The organism is Streptomyces sp. NPDC101118, assembly GCF_044759445.1.
In the GTDB taxonomy this organism is placed as follows: domain Bacteria; phylum Actinomycetota; class Actinomycetes; order Streptomycetales; family Streptomycetaceae; genus Streptomyces.
This window is the reverse complement of sequence record NZ_JBIVZG010000026.1, coordinates 19,048-35,015: the sequence shown is the minus strand read 5'-3', so window position 1 is coordinate 35,015 and position 15,968 is coordinate 19,048. Positions and strand designations below refer to the sequence as shown.

At 74.2% G+C, this 15,968-nt stretch carries 16 protein-coding genes; 7 read left to right on the top strand and 9 right to left on the bottom strand.

Annotation, left to right across the window (positions count from 1 at the left end; genetic code table 11):
• Positions 1-8: 8 nt before the first annotated feature.
• On the bottom strand, positions 9-638 hold the full coding sequence (locus ACIQUQ_RS31180) for a cysteine hydrolase (protein WP_403982642.1): 630 nt from the start codon (positions 636-638) through the stop codon (positions 9-11).
• Positions 639-728: 90 nt separating this feature from the next.
• On the opposite strand from ACIQUQ_RS31180, the gene ACIQUQ_RS31175 reads away from it, so the two are divergent.
• Positions 729-1,187 carry a pyridoxamine 5'-phosphate oxidase family protein gene (locus ACIQUQ_RS31175; protein WP_403982639.1) on the top strand — a complete coding sequence of 153 codons (459 nt, stop codon included), beginning with the start codon at positions 729-731 and terminating at the stop codon, positions 1,185-1,187.
• Positions 1,188-1,207: 20 nt separating this feature from the next.
• Here the strand turns inward: ACIQUQ_RS31175 and ACIQUQ_RS31170 are convergent, their stop codons facing one another.
• On the bottom strand, positions 1,208-2,116 hold the full coding sequence (locus ACIQUQ_RS31170; RefSeq protein WP_403982637.1) for a LysR family transcriptional regulator: 909 nt from the start codon (positions 2,114-2,116) through the stop codon (positions 1,208-1,210).
• 74 nt (positions 2,117-2,190) lie between these two features.
• Here ACIQUQ_RS31170 and ACIQUQ_RS31165 point away from each other — a divergent pair, with 74 nt between their 5' ends.
• On the top strand, positions 2,191-3,180 hold the full coding sequence (locus tag ACIQUQ_RS31165; RefSeq protein WP_403982635.1) for a DMT family transporter: 990 nt from the start codon (positions 2,191-2,193) through the stop codon (positions 3,178-3,180).
• A gap of 49 nt (positions 3,181-3,229) precedes the next feature.
• On the opposite strand, the gene ACIQUQ_RS31160 is transcribed toward ACIQUQ_RS31165, so the two are convergent.
• The gene (locus ACIQUQ_RS31160; protein WP_403982633.1) at positions 3,230-3,793 is read right to left on the bottom strand and encodes a TetR family transcriptional regulator; all 564 of its coding nucleotides are present in this window, start codon (positions 3,791-3,793) and stop codon (positions 3,230-3,232) included.
• Positions 3,794-4,047: 254 nt separating this feature from the next.
• Here ACIQUQ_RS31160 and ACIQUQ_RS31155 point away from each other — a divergent pair, with 254 nt between their 5' ends.
• Positions 4,048-6,231: an MMPL family transporter gene (locus ACIQUQ_RS31155; RefSeq protein ID WP_403982631.1), complete on the top strand. Its 2,184-nt coding sequence runs from the start codon at positions 4,048-4,050 to the stop codon at positions 6,229-6,231.
• A 79-nt stretch (positions 6,232-6,310) separates the two neighbouring features.
• On the opposite strand, the gene ACIQUQ_RS31150 is transcribed toward ACIQUQ_RS31155, so the two are convergent.
• Positions 6,311-7,642 (bottom strand): aminotransferase class I/II-fold pyridoxal phosphate-dependent enzyme, encoded by a 1,332-nt coding sequence (locus ACIQUQ_RS31150; RefSeq protein ID WP_403982629.1) that lies wholly within the window; start codon positions 7,640-7,642, stop codon positions 6,311-6,313.
• Between the two features lie 36 nt (positions 7,643-7,678).
• On the opposite strand from ACIQUQ_RS31150, the gene ACIQUQ_RS31145 reads away from it, so the two are divergent.
• A complete protein-coding gene (locus tag ACIQUQ_RS31145; RefSeq protein WP_403982627.1) occupies positions 7,679-8,338 on the top strand; it encodes a pyridoxamine 5'-phosphate oxidase family protein in 660 nt (219 codons plus the stop codon).
• A gap of 171 nt (positions 8,339-8,509) precedes the next feature.
• Here ACIQUQ_RS31145 and ACIQUQ_RS31140 read toward each other — a convergent pair whose 3' ends face one another.
• Positions 8,510-9,535: a DMT family transporter gene (locus ACIQUQ_RS31140; protein WP_403982625.1), complete on the bottom strand. Its 1,026-nt coding sequence runs from the start codon at positions 9,533-9,535 to the stop codon at positions 8,510-8,512.
• A 180-nt stretch (positions 9,536-9,715) separates the two neighbouring features.
• The gene (locus ACIQUQ_RS31135) at positions 9,716-10,768 is read right to left on the bottom strand and encodes an EamA family transporter (RefSeq protein ID WP_403982623.1); all 1,053 of its coding nucleotides are present in this window, start codon (positions 10,766-10,768) and stop codon (positions 9,716-9,718) included.
• A 181-nt stretch (positions 10,769-10,949) separates the two neighbouring features.
• On the opposite strand from ACIQUQ_RS31135, the gene ACIQUQ_RS31130 reads away from it, so the two are divergent.
• On the top strand, positions 10,950-11,378 hold the full coding sequence (locus ACIQUQ_RS31130) for an SRPBCC family protein (protein WP_403982620.1): 429 nt from the start codon (positions 10,950-10,952) through the stop codon (positions 11,376-11,378).
• An 87-nt stretch (positions 11,379-11,465) separates the two neighbouring features.
• Here the strand turns inward: ACIQUQ_RS31130 and ACIQUQ_RS31125 are convergent, their stop codons facing one another.
• Both ACIQUQ_RS31125 and ACIQUQ_RS31120 read right to left on the bottom strand, forming a co-directional pair.
• Positions 11,466-12,065 (bottom strand): PadR family transcriptional regulator, encoded by a 600-nt coding sequence (locus tag ACIQUQ_RS31125; RefSeq protein WP_403982618.1) that lies wholly within the window; start codon positions 12,063-12,065, stop codon positions 11,466-11,468.
• A gap of 85 nt (positions 12,066-12,150) precedes the next feature.
• Positions 12,151-12,357, bottom strand: a complete 207-nt coding sequence (locus ACIQUQ_RS31120) for a hypothetical protein (RefSeq protein WP_403982615.1) — start codon at positions 12,355-12,357, stop codon at positions 12,151-12,153.
• A 153-nt stretch (positions 12,358-12,510) separates the two neighbouring features.
• Here ACIQUQ_RS31120 and ACIQUQ_RS31115 point away from each other — a divergent pair, with 153 nt between their 5' ends.
• Complete coding sequence (locus ACIQUQ_RS31115; RefSeq protein ID WP_403982613.1) at positions 12,511-14,145, top strand: IclR family transcriptional regulator C-terminal domain-containing protein; 1,635 nt, start codon at positions 12,511-12,513, stop codon at positions 14,143-14,145.
• 114 nt (positions 14,146-14,259) lie between these two features.
• Positions 14,260-15,096: a PhzF family phenazine biosynthesis protein gene (locus ACIQUQ_RS31110; protein ID WP_403982610.1), complete on the top strand. Its 837-nt coding sequence runs from the start codon at positions 14,260-14,262 to the stop codon at positions 15,094-15,096.
• A 24-nt stretch (positions 15,097-15,120) separates the two neighbouring features.
• Here ACIQUQ_RS31110 and ACIQUQ_RS31105 read toward each other — a convergent pair whose 3' ends face one another.
• Positions 15,121-15,945: a CPBP family intramembrane glutamic endopeptidase gene (locus ACIQUQ_RS31105; protein WP_403982811.1), complete on the bottom strand. Its 825-nt coding sequence runs from the start codon at positions 15,943-15,945 to the stop codon at positions 15,121-15,123.
• Between the last annotated feature and the right edge of the window lie 23 nt (positions 15,946-15,968).

Here is a 15,968-nt window from a genome sequence, read left to right as displayed (position 1 = left end):
ACGGGCCGCTACGCCTTCCAGCAGCCCAGAACCTCCTCGGTGGTCGCGACCGTCGCGACCAGGGCCAGCGAGTGGCGCAGCACCTGCGGGGTGTAGTCGGCCGGCACGCCCGCGATCGCGTCGGAGGGGACGACGACCGTGTAGCCGAGGTTCACCGCGTCGAACACGGTGTTGGGGATCGCCACGTTCGCGGAGACCCCGGTGACCACGAGGGTGCGGCAGCCCAGGTTGCGCAGGAGGGGGTCGAGGTCGGTGCCCGCCATGGGCGAGAGCCCGTGCAGCCGCCGGACCACCAGGTCCTCCGCGGCGACCGTGATCGGGCCGGCGACCTCGACGGCCCGGGTGCCCGTGAGCTGCTGGACGGGCAGCCGGCCGGCGGCCCGGAAGAGCCGGGCGTTGGTGTTGGCGCCCCGCCCGTCGGGGCGCCGCTCGGCCACGGCGTGCACCACCTGCACCCCGGCCGCGTGTGCGGCGTCGACGAGGGAGGCGACCCGGTCCAGGGCTCCGGAGGAGCGGGCCGCAGCGGCGAGTTCGGGCAGCGCGCTCTCCTCGCCCACCACGCCCCGCTGGCACTCCACGGTGAGCAGCACGGTGGTGGCGGGGTCGAGCCGGCCGGCGAGGCGGTCGTTCCCTGTCATGGGCACTCCCTGGGGTGCGTGCGTTGCGCGGCGCGGGAAGAGGCCCCATGCTTCCTGACACATAGTCAGATGTGAAGGGGTGGAGTGCAGATGGACGCCACACAGCGGCGCGGCCGCCGGATCATGATGACGGACGGGGAACTCGACGCGTTCCTGGCCGGGCAGCGCACGTGCCGGGTGGCGACGGTGTCGGCGGACGGCCGGCCGCACGTCGGCGCGCTCTGGTTCGCCTGGGACGGCACCGCGCTCTGGCTGTACTCGATCACGCGCAGCCGCCGCTGGTCCGACCTGCGCAAGGACCCGCGGGTGTCGGTGGTGGTCGACGCGGGCGAGGAGTACGGGGAGCTGCGCGGCGCGGAGCTGTCCGGCAGCGTGGAGTTCGTGGGCGAGGCGCCGCGCACGGGCGAGCCGAACCCGGAACTCGAGGCGCCCGAGCGGCTGTTCGCGGCGAAGAACTTCGGCCTGGAGTCGATGCCGCACGACGGCCGGCACGCCTGGCTGAAGCTCGTCCCCGAGTCCATCGTGACCTGGGACTTCAGCAAGATCTGACGGCCCGCCGCCGCCGGCGCTCAGGCGGTGGCGTGCCGCGCCCCGGAGGCGCGCAGCGCGTCCACCGCCGCCCGGATAGAGGGGCGCCGGTCGGCGTCCGCCCGCCACACCACGTAGATGTGCCGGCGTACGGCCTCCCGCACGGGCAGCAGCCGCACGCCGGCCGGGACCGGGCCGCGCCCGAGCCGGGGCGTCACACACACGCCGAGCCCGGCGGCCACGAAGGCCAGCTGCGTCTGGTGCTCCTCGGCGATGTGCCGGATCCGGGGCTCGATGCCCTCGCCGCGCAGGGTGAAGACCAGCCACTCGTAGCAGAACTGGCCCTCGTTCCAGGAGATCCAGTCGTCGTCCGCGAAGTCCGCGAGGTCGACCGCGGGGCGGTCCGCGAGCGGGTGGGTGGCGGGCACCGCCACGTCGGCCGCGTCGTCGAGCAGGTCCGCCCGCACCAGCTCGCCGGGCACCGGCATCCGCTTGTTGTACCAGTCGATCGCGACGGCGAGGTCCAGGTCGCCGCGGACCACCGCGGCCATGCTCTCCTCGGGCTCCAGCTCCCTCGTCAGCACCCGCAGTTCGGGGTGCTCGACCCGCAGCGCGCACAGCGCGTCGGGGAACAGCCCGCGCAGGGCGGTCGGGAAGGCGCCCACCCGCAGCTCGCCGACCGCGCAGCCGCGCTGCGCCTCGACGTCGGCCTGGGCCAGCTCGACCTGGGAGATGATGCGGGCCGCGTGGTCGGCGAGCAGCCGGCCGGCGTCCGTGAGCCGGACCCCGCGGCCGTTCTTGACCAGCAGCGGCTGGCCGACCTCGCGCTCCAGCTTGGCCATCTGCTGGGAGACCGCCGAGGTCGTGACGTGCAGACCGCCCGCCGCGCCGCTGACCGAGCCGTGACGGGCGAGGGCGTCGAGGGTACGCAGGCGCTCCAGGTTCAACATGTAAGCGATCCTACGCTTTCAGGTCCAAGAATTCTCGCTTGTCCTAAGAAGTTGAGCGGGCCAGGGTAGGGACCATGAGCGCACCCGCAGCCCCCCGCCCCCTCGCCTCACCCCCCACCGCCACCTCGCCGTCCACCTCCTCTCCCACGTCCGTCGCCACGCCCGCCGCCCCGCGCCGGCGGTGGCTGACGGACTGGCGCGTCCGCTTCGCCGTGCTCTCGGTCATCTGGGGCTTCAGCTTCCTGCTGATCAAGGTGGGCACGGAGGCGTACGCACCGCTCCAGGTGGCCTTCGGCCGGGTGCTCTTCGGTACGGCCGTGCTGGGCGCCGCGCTCGCGCTGCGCCGGGAGCGGCTGCCCCGCGGCCTGCGCACCTGGGGCCACCTGACGGTCGCGGCGCTGCTGCTCAACGCGCTGCCCTTCACGCTCTTCGCCTACGCCGAGCTGACCATCCCGTCCAGCCTGGCCGGCATCTGCAACGCCACCTCGCCGCTGTGGGGCATGGTCCTGTCGCTGGTCGCGCTCTCCGAGGACCGCCCGACCCGGCGCCGGTTCGCCGGTCTGGTCATCGGCTTCCTCGGCGTCCTGACGGTGCTCGGCGCGTGGCAGGGCTTCTCGGGGCTGGACGCGAAGGGCACCGCGATGGCGCTGCTGGCCAGCCTGAGCTATCCGGTGGGCTGGATCTACGTACGCCGCACCCTGGCCGGCCGCGAGGGCTCGCCGCTCGCGATGACCGGGGCGCAGCTGCTGCTGGCGACCGTGCAGCTCGGGGCGCTGCTGCCGTTCTTCACGTCGGCGCCGTCGGGGCTCCCGCTCTGGCCCACGCTGTCGGTGGTCGCACTCGGGGCGCTGGGCACCGGATTCGCCCTCCAGACGCAGTACGGCCTCGTGGCCGAGGTCGGCCCGACCACCGCGCAGATGGTCACGTACTTCATCCCGGTGATCGCCACCGCGGCGGGCGTCCTCGCCCTGGGCGAGCACCTCACCTGGAACACCCCGGTGGGCGCGGCAATCGTCCTGACCGGCGCGTTCCTCACCCAGAGCCGCCCCCGCCCGAGGCCTTGACGGCACCCACCGCCACCGCGCGCCGGGCCCCCGGCGCGGCCCGGCAGTGTCAGGCGATGGCGTCCGCCAGGTAGCCGTGCAGCGCCCGCTTCAGCTCGCGGACCATGGCCGCCCGCTCCTCGCCCTCGGCGGCGACCACCAGGGGCACCATCGCCTGGAAGATCTGGATCCCCACGAGCGCCGTGCGCGTGCGGTCCCCGGCGGGCAGCTCCGGCGCGCGGGCGGCGATCATCGCCTCGACCCGGGCCAGCAGGGCGGCCTGGACCGGCCGGGCGGCGTCCGCGAGTCCGGCGGGCATGTCCGTACGGGCGAAGAGCGCCTTGAAGCCGGGGTTGGCGATGTTGAAGGCGACGATCGGGTCCACCATCCGGTCCAGCAGCCCGTCCAGCGGCAGCGACGTGAAGCGGGCCTCGTCGAAGGCCTCCTGGTGCGCCAGGCGCAGCTGGGCGACGAAGCGGTCGGCGAGCGCCTGGGCGATGGCCTCCTTGTTGGCGAAGAACTGGTAGAGCGAGCCGGGCGAGATGCCCGCCTCGGCCGCGATGGCGATCGTCGTCGCCTTCTCGAAGCCCGAACGAGCGAACACCACCGCCGAGGCGTCCAGGATCTGCGCCATCCGCTGCTCCCCGCGGGCCTGCCGCCGCCGGACCGCCGGCCGCTCCCCCGGTCCGGCCGTTCCCGCCGCCGTTCCCACCGCCGTTCCCACCGCCGTTCCCACCGCTCCGAGTCCTGCGCGTCCTGCCACGTACTCCTCCGTCAGATCTCAGCCCGTGGGCACCGGTTGAAAACACGAATGATCATTCGTAATGTCACCGCCGACGCGACAGGACACGAATCATCATTCGCAAATTCTACCGGTAGGGGGAATCCGTGCTCGGCAGGTTCATCGCGGAGCGGGCGAGGTGGATCGTGGCGGCCGGCCTGGCCGTCGCGCTCCTGGCAGGCGCCATCGGCGCCGGGACGCTCGACGTACTTTCGCTCAACCGCTTCGAGGCCCCGGGCTCGGAGTCCATGCGCGTACGGGACGCACTCGCCCGGGAGCACCGGACCGGAAGTCCCAACGTGGCGCTGCTGGTGACGGCCCGGCAGGGCAGTGTGGACGGCGCCGCGGCCACCCGGGCCGGCCGGGAGCTCACCCACGAGCTGGCCACGCACCCCGGCGTCGGCCGCGCCTGGTCGTACTGGACGGACGGCGCCCGCGAGACCCTCCGCAGCCGTGACGGCCGCCAGGCCCTCGTACTCGCCTGGGTCCCCGGCGACGCCGACCGCGTACGGCGCGAGGTCCTGCCCCGGCTGGCACCGGAGTTCACCCGCACCACCGACACGCTCACGGTCGAGGTCGGCGGCGGCGACGAGGTCTTCCGGCAGACCATGCAGCAGGCCCGCCAGGACTTCCTGCGCGCCGAACTCGTCATCCTGCCCCTGGTGCTGCTCCTGCTGTGGTGGGTCTACCGGCGGATCTCGGCCGCGCTGCTCACCGTCGGCATCGGTCTCTTCGCCGTGCTCGGCTCGCTGGCGCTGCTGCGCGCCGTGGTCGCGTTCACCGACGTCTCCACCTTCGCCTCCAACATCGCCCTGGTGATGGGCATCGGACTCGGCGTCGACTACGGCCTGTTCGTCGTGTTCCGCTACCGCGAGGAACTGCGGGACGGCTCCGACGTGGCGCCGGCGGTGGCCCGGACGGTGCGGGGCGCGGGCCGGACCGTCCTCTTCAGCGGAGTGACGGTGGCCGCCTCGCTGTCCGCGCTCCTGGTCTTCCCCTTCCCCTTCCTGAGCTCCTTCGCCTACGCGGGGGTCGCCGTGGTCCTGGCCGCCGTGGCCGGCGCGACCGTCCTGCTGCCCGCGGCCCTCGCCCTCCTCGGACGCCGGGTGGAGCGCCGCGGCCCCGTCCGGGCCGAGACCCAGGGGTTCTGGTTCCGGACCGCCACCCGTGTGATGCGCCGCCCGCTCGCCTACGGCGGAGCCGCCCTCTCCGTCCTGGTGCTGCTCGGCACGCCCTTCCTCGGGGTGCGGTTCGGCCTGCCGGACGACCGCGTGCTGCCCGCCTCGGCGCCGGCGCGGCAGCTGTACGACCAGGTGCGGGCCGGCTTCACCGTCGAGGAGTCGGACGCCGTGCAGCTCATCGCGGCGGCATCGGACCCCGCGGCGGTGGCGGGGTACGCGCAGCGGCTCTCCCGCATCGAAGGGGTCGCGCGCGTCGACTCGTCCGCCGGTTCCTTCAGCGACGGGCAGCCCGTCGGCCCGCCGGCCAGGGGCTTCACCGCCTCGGACGGCGGCGAGCGGCTCGCCGTCGTGCCCACCTCCGCGCGCCTGGAGTCCGACGCGACGGGCCTGGTCCGTGAGATCCGGGCGCTGCCCGCCCCGTTCGCCGTGGAGGCCGGCGGCTATCCGGCCGAACTCACCGACTACCGCGACGGGGTGACGGACCGGCTCCCGCTGGTCGCTGCCCTGATCGTGGTGGTGACCTTCGTCCTGCTCTTCCTGATGACCGGGAGCGTGGTCGCCCCGCTGAAGGCGACGCTGCTCAACCTCCTCAGCCTGTCGGTGATGTTCGGGGTCCTGGTCGTGGTCTTCCAGGACGGCTTCCTCGCGGACGTGCTGGGCTTCACCCCCACCGGGGCGATCGAGCCCAGCGTCCCCATCCTGATGTTCTGCATCGCCTACGGGCTCTCCATGGACTACGAGGTCTTCCTCCTGGCCCGGATCAAGGAGGAGTACGAGCGCACCGGCGACGCCCGCGCCTCGGTGCCCCTGGGCATCGCCCGCAGCGCACCGCTGGTCACCGCCGCGGCCGGCGTCCTCGCCGTCTCCTTCGCCGCCTACGCGACCGGCGAGGTGGTCTTCCTCAAGCAGCTGGGCCTCGGCATGGCACTGGCCGTCCTGGTCGACGCGACCCTGATCAGGGGCGTGCTCGTCCCGGCCCTCATGCGCCTGGCCGGCCCCGCGAACTGGTGGGCCCCCGCGCCCCTGCGCCGGCTCCACGGACGCCTCGGCCTCGTCGGCCACGAGCGGACGCACCGGAGCGCGGCCGTCCCGCTCCCGCTCACCGACTGACGGCGACCGGGCACGACCGGGGGACGCGTCCCGCGGGCCAGGCCGGGCCACAGTCCTGCCCGACCCGCGGGACAACCCCTCAGTCGTACCGCACCCCCCGTGACGGGCGGACGGCTTCGGCCACCGCGTCCGCCAGCGGCTCGACGTCGTCCGGCGTGAGGGTGGAGACGGTGAGGCGTACGCCCGGGGGCGAGGCCAGCCGGAACCGCGCGCCCGGCGCGACCGCCCAGCCGGCCCCCAGCAGCCGGGCGACCGCGGCCGTCTCGTCGGGTACGGGGACCCACACGTTGAGCCCGCTGCGCCCGTGCGCCTTCACCCCGCGCCGCGCCAGCGCCACCACCAGCGCGTCCCGCCGCTCCGCGTACGACCGGGCCACGGCCACGGGATCCACCGCATCCCGCTGCCACAGGTCGACCACCGCGTACTGGAGCAGCCGGCTCACCCAGCCGGGTCCGAGCCGGTGGCGTCCGACCACCCGGTCCAGGGTCTGCGGGTCGCCCGTGAGCACCGCGAGCCGCAGGTCGGGCCCGTACGCCTTGGCGGTCGAGCGCACCATCGCCCAGGAGCGGGTGGCTCCGGCCAGCGGGTGCACCGGCTCGTCCACGATCGCCTGACCGTGGTCGTCGTCGATCACCAGCACGTGCGGGTGCCGGGACAGCAGCTCCCGCAGCTCGGCCGAACGCGCGGCACCGATGACGGCACCGGTGGGGTTCTGCGCCCGGTCCGTGACGATCAACGCCCGCGCCCCGCGCTCCAGCGCGGCGGCCACCCCGGCCGGCACGGGACCGTCGTCGTCCACCTGGACCGGCAGCACCCGCAGGCCCATCGCCGGCACCAGGTCCAGCAGGCTCCCCCAGCCCGGGTCCTCGATCGCGACCGCGTCACCCGGCTTCAGGTGGGCGGCCAGCACCCGCTCGATGGCGTCGAGCGAACCGGAGGTCACCGCCACCGGACCCGCGGGCACCCCGTCGTCCTCGAAGGCCGCCCGGGCCCGCTCCGCCAGCTCCGGCAGCACACCCTCCTCGCCGTAGAGACCGGGGCGTTCGTCGTTGCGCCGGGCGGCGGCCGCCAGCGCCTCCGCAAGCCGGGGCAGCAGGGCGGCGTCGGGGTTGCCGTTGCCGATGTCGCGCGAACCGGGCGGCGCCTCCACCCCCATCGACTCCCGCGGGGTGGTGGCGGGCCGGGCCCGCACCCGGCTGCCCCGGCGGCCGTCGGTCTCGATGACCCCGCGCTCGCGCAGCGTCCGGTAGGCGGCGGCCACCGTGTTGGGGTTCACGCCGAGCCGGGCCGCGAGTTCGCGCATGGGCGGCAGCAGTTCACCGGGCGCCAGCTCACCGGTGGAGACCCCGTGCTCGACGCTGGCGGCGATATCCGATGCGCCCCGACCTGTGATTGTGTACTCTCCTAGCACAAAGCAGAGTATGCACTAGTACAAAGGATCCCGCAAATGCGCAACGCCGCCTACGCCCCCACCGAGCGCACCGTTCCCACGCGTTCCGCGAAGCGCGCCGCGTACGACCACGAGACGGTGCACTCGATACTCGACCAGGCCTACGTGTGCCACCTCGGCTTCGTCCGCGACGGCGCGCCGGTCGTCCTCCCGACGCTCTACGCCCGGGTGGGCGAGACGCTCTACGTGCACGGCTCCACCGGCTCCCGCCCGGTGCGGATGGCCGGTGACACCGACCCCGGCCTGCCGGTCTGCCTGACCGTGACCCACGTCGACGGCCTGGTGCTGGCCCGCTCGGCCTTCCACCACTCCATCAACTACCGGTCGGTCGTGGTGCACGGCACCGCCCACCAGGTCACGGACGAGGCCGAGCGCCGGATGGCACTGGACGCGCTGGTCGACCACGTGGTGCCGGGCCGGTCGGCCGACTCCCGCCCGGCCAACGCCAGGGAGCTGGCGGCCACGGCGGTGCTGCGGCTGGAGCTGGGCGAGGTGTCGGCGAAGGTCCGTACCGGCGGCCCGAACGACGACGCCGAGGACGTGTCGCTCCCGTACTGGGCCGGCGTCGTCCCGGTCGCCCCCGCCTACGGCACCCCGGTCCCCTCGGACGACCTGGACCCGGCGGTCGCGCTGCCGCCGTACCTGGCCGGCGCCTGACGGCTCGCGGATCAGGTACGGGGAACCAGGCCCGGAAAGGTACGGCCGACGCGCCGCCGCACGGGGGTGGGCGGCGCGTCTCCGTCACAACCCGGGCCGACGGACGGACCGCGGCCGGACGGACCGCGGCCGGGCGGACCGCGGCCGGGCGGACCGACGGCCCGGACGGCGCTACGAGCGCACCGCGTCCGGCCCCGTGGCCGGCCCGGCCCCCGCCCCGGCGTCCTGCGCCGGCCGCCGGGCCTCGCTCGCGGTCAGCGCACCGACGGCGGCGAGCAGCAGCAGCGTCCCCGCCACCGTGGCACCGGTCAGCCGCTCCCCGAGCCCGAGCACCGCGATGGCGGCCGCGCTCACCGGCTCGATCAGCATGATCACGGACACGGTGGCCGCGGGCACCCGGGCCGCCCCGGTGAAGTAGAGCGCGTACGCCAGTGCGGTCGGCACGGCCGCCACGTACACGAGCAGCCACAGCACCCGGCCGGGCGCCTCGGTGTGCGGCAGCAGTCCCTCGGCGAGGGCGAGCGGCAGCAGTACGACGGTGCCGACGGCGAGCGACCAGGCGGTCGTGACCAACGGGTCGCCGGCCAGGCCCGAGCGGCCGAGCCTGCGGGTCTGCAGGGTCATCCCCGCGTACGCCGCCCCCGAGACCAGCGCCCAGGCCACCCCGGCCGGCCGCACCGTGCCGCCGCCGCTGCCCAGCACCAGCACGACCAGGCCGGCGAGCGCGCCGGCCACGGCGAGGGCACCGCCGAGGCCCAGCCGCTCACCCGTCCACCACCGCGCACCGAGCGCGATCAGCACCGGACCGGCGCCGAGGGTGACCACGGTGCCGACGGCCAGGCCGGTGCCCTGGACGGCGGCGAAGTAGGCGGCCTGGAAGAGGGTGAACAGCGCACCCGTGACGACCATCCGGCGCGCTCCGGGACCGGCCGCGGCCGACCGCCGGGGCCGTACGGCCAGCACCCCGAGCAGCAGCACCAGCCCGCCGGCGCAGCGCCAGAAGGTGAGGGCCAGCGGACCGAGGTCGCTGGCCAGGAAGAGCAGAGAGGCCGCCGCGCCGGCGGTGCCCCAGGCGGCACCCGCGACGACGAGGGCGAGCAGACTCCGCCCGGCCGGGACGGACCCGGAACCGGCCGGGGCGTCACCGAGGGACGCCGGGGATGTGGACAGGGCAGGGGAATCCTGCAGGTTCGACATGTGTGCTTCTCCGCTGAACGGCGGGACAGGGACGAGGAATGGCGTCGCGAGTCCGTCGCGCGGGCAGCGTCAACCGGCCCGGGGACGCCCCCGGGCGGAAAACCCGATCTCTCGGCCTGACCAGGCCGCCCGCGCTAGGCGGCCGGCGGAGAAAGCACGGTCGAATACATGGTCGCCACCCTAGGTGGCCTTCGCGCCCGGGTCCAGCACGCGTCCGTCCAGGTCACCGCCGTCCGGGCCGTCCCCGGCCGGCCCGGCGTCCGGGAACGGGCCCGGCTCCGACACCACGACCACCGGACCGCCCTGGGCCACCGGCTCCGCGGGCGCCCCGGCCGACCGCGCGGTCTGGGCGATGAAGGCACCGCACAGCACCAGCGCACCGCCGGCCACCTGCGGCGTGGACAGCTGCTCGCCCAGCAGGATCCAGGCGAACACCACGGCGGTGACCGCCTCCAGGAACGCCACCACACCGGCGACCTGGGGGGAGAGCCTGCGCACCGACACCACACCGGTGACGTACGCGAAGCAGGTGGCGACCAGCACCACCCAGGCCAGCAGCAGCCAGGCCGGGACGGCGGTGCCGTCCATCGACGCCTGGCCGCCCAGCACCTGCCAGTCGGTGTTCCAGGGCCGTGCGATGACCGTCAGCACCAGCGCGCCGACGATCATCCCGTACGCGATCACGCCGAGCGGGTCGGGCGCGTCATCGCCGGCGGAACCCTGGTCGGCCAGGATGAAGTAGCAGGCCTGGCAGCAGGCCGCGGCGAGGCCGAGCAGCACGCCGAGCGGGTCGAGGCTCAGGCCGGCCCAGATCTCGACCACGAAGGCCAGGCCCGCGACGGCGATGGCGGCACCGCCGGCGGCCGCGCGGCTCACCGGCTTGCGCTGCACGAAGCGGATGTAGCCGAGCAGCAGCGCCGGGCCGAGGTACTCCAGCAGCAGCGCCACGCCGACCGGGATCCGGGAGATGGAGGCGAAGTAGAAGGCCTGGACGCCCGCGACGGCGAGCAGCCCGAAGCCGGCCAGCAGCGCGGGTTTGCGCAGCACGAGGTCACGGTGGCGCCAGGCCAGCGGGGACAGCACCAGTGCCGCCCCTGCCACCCGGAGCCAGACCATGTGGAGCGGGTCCAGACCCGCCTCGATCAGCGGCTTCGCCGCCACACCGGAACCACCGAACGCGAGCGCCGAAACCAGGGCCAGGCCCAGTCCGGCGTTTCTTCCAGACGCTTGCATCCGGCCATCATGACAGCCTCCGTCAGGAGCGTCACCACCGTGACGCCTGTTGAGATGCCGTCGCGACCTCTCCGTGACGCGACTCGTCGCTCCCGCCATTTCTGACAGGTCGTCAGTATTGAATGTTCTGCCCGCCGGGGCTACCTTCCGCCGCACGAACCGACGACAAAGGGGTGGTCGCATGGCCGAAGTCACCGCGGAATCGCGCATCGAGGCGCCCGCCGCCAAGGTCTGGTCGCAGCTGCTCGACTGGGACGCGTACGGCCAGTGGAGCCAGACCCACACGAACTTCCCGAAGGGCGGCCCCGAGAACCTCGCGGTGGGGTCCACCTTCGAGGAGAACATGAAGATGATGGGCTTCCCGGCCGAGGTGCTCTGGACGGTCGAGGCCCTGGAGGACGGGCGCGTCCTCGCCATCAAGGGCAAGGGCCCGATGGGCGTGGTCGTCGGCACCCGCTACACCCTGATCCCGGACGGCGACGCGACCACCGTGCGGATCGACGGCGAGTTCACCGGCGCCGCGGTCTCGCTCATGGCGGGCAAGCTGAAGGACTCGGCGACGGCCGCGCTGACGGAGTCCCTGCGCAAACTGGGCACGCTGGTCGCCTGACGCCCACCCGCCTCGTACCCACCGCGCACGAGCGCCCCGCGGCTGCTGCCGCGGGGCGCTCGTGCGCGTGGGACTCCGGCCGGCGCATCAGTGCTCGTCGGCCAGGATCAGGTACATCTTCTTGCGGGCCTCGTTGACGACCGCGACGGCCTTCTCCCGCTGCTCGGGCGTGCCGGTCTTCCAGACCTGCCCGACCGCCTCCATCAGGCCGAAGCCGGCCTGCCGGATCTCGTTCATGGAGTCCCAGTCGACGCCGCGCCCGGCCTCTTCCCAGGGGGCGCCCGACCCGGCCTCGGCCTCGGCCCGGCCGGTCTCGGTGAGCGTGAACAGCTTCTTGCCGCCCTCGCTCGCGCTGGTGATCAGGCCCTCGTCCTCCAGCATCTGGAGGGTCGGGTACACCGAGCCGGGGCTGGGCTTCCAGGCCCCGCCGCTGCGCTCGCCGATCTCCTGGATCATCTCGTAGCCGTGCATCGGGCGGTCCGCCAGCAGGGCCAGGATCGAGGCCCGTACGTCGCCGCGCCGCGCCCTCCCCCGCATGCCGTGCCGGCCCCCGCGGCCACCGCCGAAGGGCCCGCCGAACGGCGGCCCGAACCCCCCGAACGCCGCCCGCGGCCCCGGCCCGCCACCGGGCCCCCGCCCGCGACCCCGCTCGAATCCGTGCTCGTGTCCATATCCGTGCGAACGCATGACGCGCTCCTTTCGCTTTCACTTCTCTGATCGGTTGCGATGCCTCAACGATATATCGGAACCGATCGCCCGACAACCTCCCAGCTCACCGGCCGGTTCCCACGACCAACGCGATCACGGCACAGCAGACCGTCAACGCGCCGCCGAAGGCCACACCTCCCCGGGTGAGCGCGGCGGGCAGCGTCCCGCCCTCCCACCGGACCAGCGCCATGGCCAGGGCGCCGACGAACAGGGACAGCAGCACCGCGAGGGAGAGGGCGAAGAACAGGAACGCGGCGGAGCCGGTGGGCATGGGTCATCTCCGGTGGGTCGACGTGGCGGGGTGGTCCGAACGGGCCGCGAGTCGACGATCCCCGAGCGGGCGGGGCACTTCAGCCGGTTAGATGTTTGTTCCGGGGACAACCCCGGTTGTCCGGTGCACAACTCGTCGGAAGGGTCGGCGGAATTGGGCGGGGAGAAGCGGCGCCCGGGGCGCCCGTGGGGGCCGCCACGCGGCCACTGCACGGAGGTCGACGAGATCGTGGGCCTGGTCCGGTCCTGGCTCGACCGGGCCGCGATGTCCGTCAGACAGCTCCATCGGGGCCTGACGACCGAACACTTCAGCGACGAGACCGTGCCGGACCTGCGCCGGTTGCGCGAACGCCTGGCCGGCGAGGGCCTTCAATGGGACCTGGTCGAGGCGGTGGCGGACCTCTGCTTTCCCGAGGGCCCGGACCGCGCCGCGGCCGCGGAACTCGCCCGGGCGAAGGACCTGTGGTCCCGCGCCCGGCACCTCGGCCCGCCAGCCCCCGTTCCGGAGTCCGCCGAGGCCGCCTTGCTCGCGGCCCATGAACGGACGATCAGGCTGTACGAGGAGCTCGAGCAGGCCCGTCTCGCGCAGCACGAGGCCGAACGGGTGCGTGGGACCGCGTCGCTGCTCCTCCATGCGCTCGGGACGGCCAGGGCCGATGCAGCCGACCTGCGCCTGCGGCTCGACCGCGCGGAGGCGGAGCGGGACGCCGCCCGACAAGCTGCCGAGCAGGCCGAACGACGAGCCGGCGAGTTCGAGCGCCTGCTCCTCGGGCTACGGCGGCGCGTCCCGCGCCTACTGCCCCCTCCGGTCTGGATGCTGCCGGCCTCCCCGGACAAGTGCCGGACGGTTCGCCCCGTCGCGGTCCGCGACGGCCGGCGCTCCGTCCACTGGTCGCCGTACGTTCTGCGGCCCGCCCGGCTGGCCGAGCCGGCCCGCAGGGCCGTCGAGTTCCGTCCAGCGCAGGCCGCGGTCACGACCGTGCACCTGGCCCTCCGGGTTCTCGATGCCGTCGCCCGGCACCGCGGCGGTATCGGCACCGCCCAGCTCGCCCGCAGCTCCGGGCTCCGCGGACACGCCTTGGAGGAGCTCCTGCGGCTCCTCGTCGCCGAGGGCCTCCTCGTGCGCGCCGGGACTGACGCGTTCACGCTCTGGCCCGGGGCCGGCGACGCCTCCGCCGATGCCGCCGAGGCCCGCCTCCAGCGGAGCCTCGCCCTCACCCGCGACACCGCCTCGGCCGCCGCCTACTTCGCCCGCTACGACGAGGGGGAGGTCACCGTCGTGGCCGCGGCCTGGAGCCCGCAGGCCCCGCTAGTCGAGGAATGGGTGGACTTCCGCACCGCGGCACACGCCACCGCGATCGGGAAGAGCCTGCTGGCCCAGCTCGGGCCCGAGCAGCGGATGGATCACCTGGCGCGCCACCCCGTGCATCGCCTCACCCCCCGGACCATCACCTCCCCGCAGGTGCTGTTGAGCAACCTCGACGACCTCTCCCCCAGGCGCCCCGCGCTCTCGCTCGAGGAGTACGCCGTGGGGACCGTCTGCGCGGCGATCCCCACGACCGTCCACGCCGAAGCCGAGTGCCTGGCCGTTTCACTCCCCGTCCACCGGGCGCACCGTCTGCCCGCAGCCGTCCACGTCCTGCAGAGGCAGGCCGTCACGGTGATGCTCGGGCGGGCGATGGGCGAGGGCCCGGCCGTCGGCGGGGACCCGTCCGTGGATGAGGCCCCGATGTCCACCAGAACACACGACCGGCGGGAGGCGATGGCCGGCCGAGTCCTGCAGGACTGAGCGGACACGAACGCCGAACCCGGCCGCGCGTACGGTCCACCGCGTCCCGGGCCTGCATCGACGGCCGGAAGTTCACCTTGGCCGGAAAGCGGCCTCCCGCGTAGGTTTCACGGCATGCGCATCCGTACCGTCAACGCCTTCACCGACCGGCCCTTCTCCGGGAATCCCGCCGGGGTCGTGGTGCTGGACGGTCCCGGGTTTCCGGCCGACGAGTGGCTGCAGCGGGTCGCGGCGGAGGTCAACCTGCCCGAGACCGCGTTCGTCCACGGCCTGCCGCCCGGCGGCACGGCCGACTGGGCGCTGCGCTGGTTCACGCCGCTGACCGAGGTCGACATGTGCGGGCACGCCACCCTCGCCGCCGCCCACGTCCTGACCACCACCACCGCCGCCACAAACACCGGCACCGGCACGCTCCGCTTCTCCGCCCGCTGCGGACCGCTCACCGCCCGGGCCGCCGGCGACGGCACGTACACGCTCGACTTCCCCGCCTCCCCCCTCACCCCGGTCCCGGCTCCGCCCGAAGTGGTGGCCGCCCTCGGCACCGAGGTGCTGTCCGTCCACGACACCGCCGCCCACATCGGCGACCTGGTCGTGGAGGTGGCGGACGAGCGGACCGTACGCGCGCTCGCCCCCGGCCTCGCCGCCCTCCGCGCCTACGGCAGGCACGGGGTGATCGTGACGGCCCCCGCCGAGGACCCGTCCCGCGGGTACGACTTCGCCTCGCGCTGCTTCTTCCCCGCCCTCGGCATCGACGAGGACCCGGTGACCGGCAGCGCCCACACCGCCCTCGCCCCCTTCTGGGCCGCCCGCCTCGGCCGCGACACCCTCACCGGACTCCAGGGCGGCACCCGCCAGGGCACCGTCCGCGTCCGGCTCGACGGAGACCGCGTCCTCCTCACGGGCGCCGCGGTCACCGTCCTGGACGGCGAACTCCTGCCCGCCCCCTGGTGAGCCGGCGCCCCCGCCGCCTCCGGGTCAGCGGGTCGGCAGCCAGTCCACCCGCCCCGCCAGCACCGCGTACCCGACGAACGCCACGACGTCGAGCAGCGCGTGCGCGGCCACCAGCGGACCCACCCGCCCCCACCTGCGGTACAGCAGGACGAAGACGACGCCCATCACCGCGTTGCCGATGAACCCCCCGATGCCCTGGTACAGGTGGTACGACCCGCGCAGCAGCGAGGAGGCGAGCAGCGCACCCATCGGGGTCCAGCCGAGCTGCCCGAGCCTGCGCAGCAGGTACCCGAGCACGATGACCTCCTCCACCACGGCGTTCTGCACCGCGGAGAGGATCAGTACGGGGAACTTCCACCACACGTCGGGCAGCGCCTCCGGCACCACCGTCAGGTTGGCCCCGGACGCCCGCGCCACCAGGTAGAACGCCAGCCCCGCACTGCCGATCCCGGCCGCCACCAGCGTCCCGCGCCCCAGGTCCCACCAGGGCCGCGACCGGTCGAAGCCCAGCACCCGCAGCCCCGGGGCACCCTCGCGGGTCAGCAGGTGGGCGACGAGCAGGACCGGGACGAGCGCAGAGGCGATGCCGAACAGCTGCCAGGCGAGGTCCAGCCACGGACGGCCGGGCGCGTGCGAGGCGTTGAGGGTGGCGGCCTGGTCCTTCAGGCCCCCCGGCCTGGTCACCGAACCGATGAAGCTGATCAGCGCGGACAGCGCGCTCGCACCCAGCGACAGCGCCAGGACCAGCAGCGTCTCCGTCCTCAGGACCCCCTTTTCCTGCTCCACCGCCCGCAATGCCCCGACCTCTGTTCCCTGCTGCGCCCGCACGACTGACTCCGATTCAGCAATCCCGTTCCATCCGCACCGCCGCC

What these genes read in the sequence shown, in the direction of transcription:
- ACIQUQ_RS31175 (WP_403982639.1), top strand. Translation starts at nt 729, where the DNA reads ATGGACGCCACACAGCGGCGCGGCCGCCGGATCATGATGACGGACGGG.
- ACIQUQ_RS31130 (WP_403982620.1), top strand. Translation starts at nt 10,950, where the DNA reads ATGGCCGAAGTCACCGCGGAATCGCGCATCGAGGCGCCCGCCGCCAAG.
- ACIQUQ_RS31140 (WP_403982625.1), bottom strand. Translation starts at nt 9,535, where the DNA reads ATGTCGAACCTGCAGGATTCCCCTGCCCTGTCCACATCCCCGGCGTCC.
- ACIQUQ_RS31135 (WP_403982623.1), bottom strand. Translation starts at nt 10,768, where the DNA reads ATGCAAGCGTCTGGAAGAAACGCCGGACTGGGCCTGGCCCTGGTTTCG.
- ACIQUQ_RS31160 (WP_403982633.1), bottom strand. Translation starts at nt 3,793, where the DNA reads ATGGCGCAGATCCTGGACGCCTCGGCGGTGGTGTTCGCTCGTTCGGGC.
- ACIQUQ_RS31125 (WP_403982618.1), bottom strand. Translation starts at nt 12,065, where the DNA reads ATGCGTTCGCACGGATATGGACACGAGCACGGATTCGAGCGGGGTCGC.
- ACIQUQ_RS31180 (WP_403982642.1), bottom strand. Translation starts at nt 638, where the DNA reads ATGACAGGGAACGACCGCCTCGCCGGCCGGCTCGACCCCGCCACCACC.
- ACIQUQ_RS31145 (WP_403982627.1), top strand. Translation starts at nt 7,679, where the DNA reads ATGCGCAACGCCGCCTACGCCCCCACCGAGCGCACCGTTCCCACGCGT.
- ACIQUQ_RS31165 (WP_403982635.1), top strand. Translation starts at nt 2,191, where the DNA reads ATGAGCGCACCCGCAGCCCCCCGCCCCCTCGCCTCACCCCCCACCGCC.
- ACIQUQ_RS31170 (WP_403982637.1), bottom strand. Translation starts at nt 2,116, where the DNA reads ATGTTGAACCTGGAGCGCCTGCGTACCCTCGACGCCCTCGCCCGTCAC.
- ACIQUQ_RS31110 (WP_403982610.1), top strand. Translation starts at nt 14,260, where the DNA reads ATGCGCATCCGTACCGTCAACGCCTTCACCGACCGGCCCTTCTCCGGG.
- ACIQUQ_RS31120 (WP_403982615.1), bottom strand. Translation starts at nt 12,357, where the DNA reads ATGCCCACCGGCTCCGCCGCGTTCCTGTTCTTCGCCCTCTCCCTCGCG.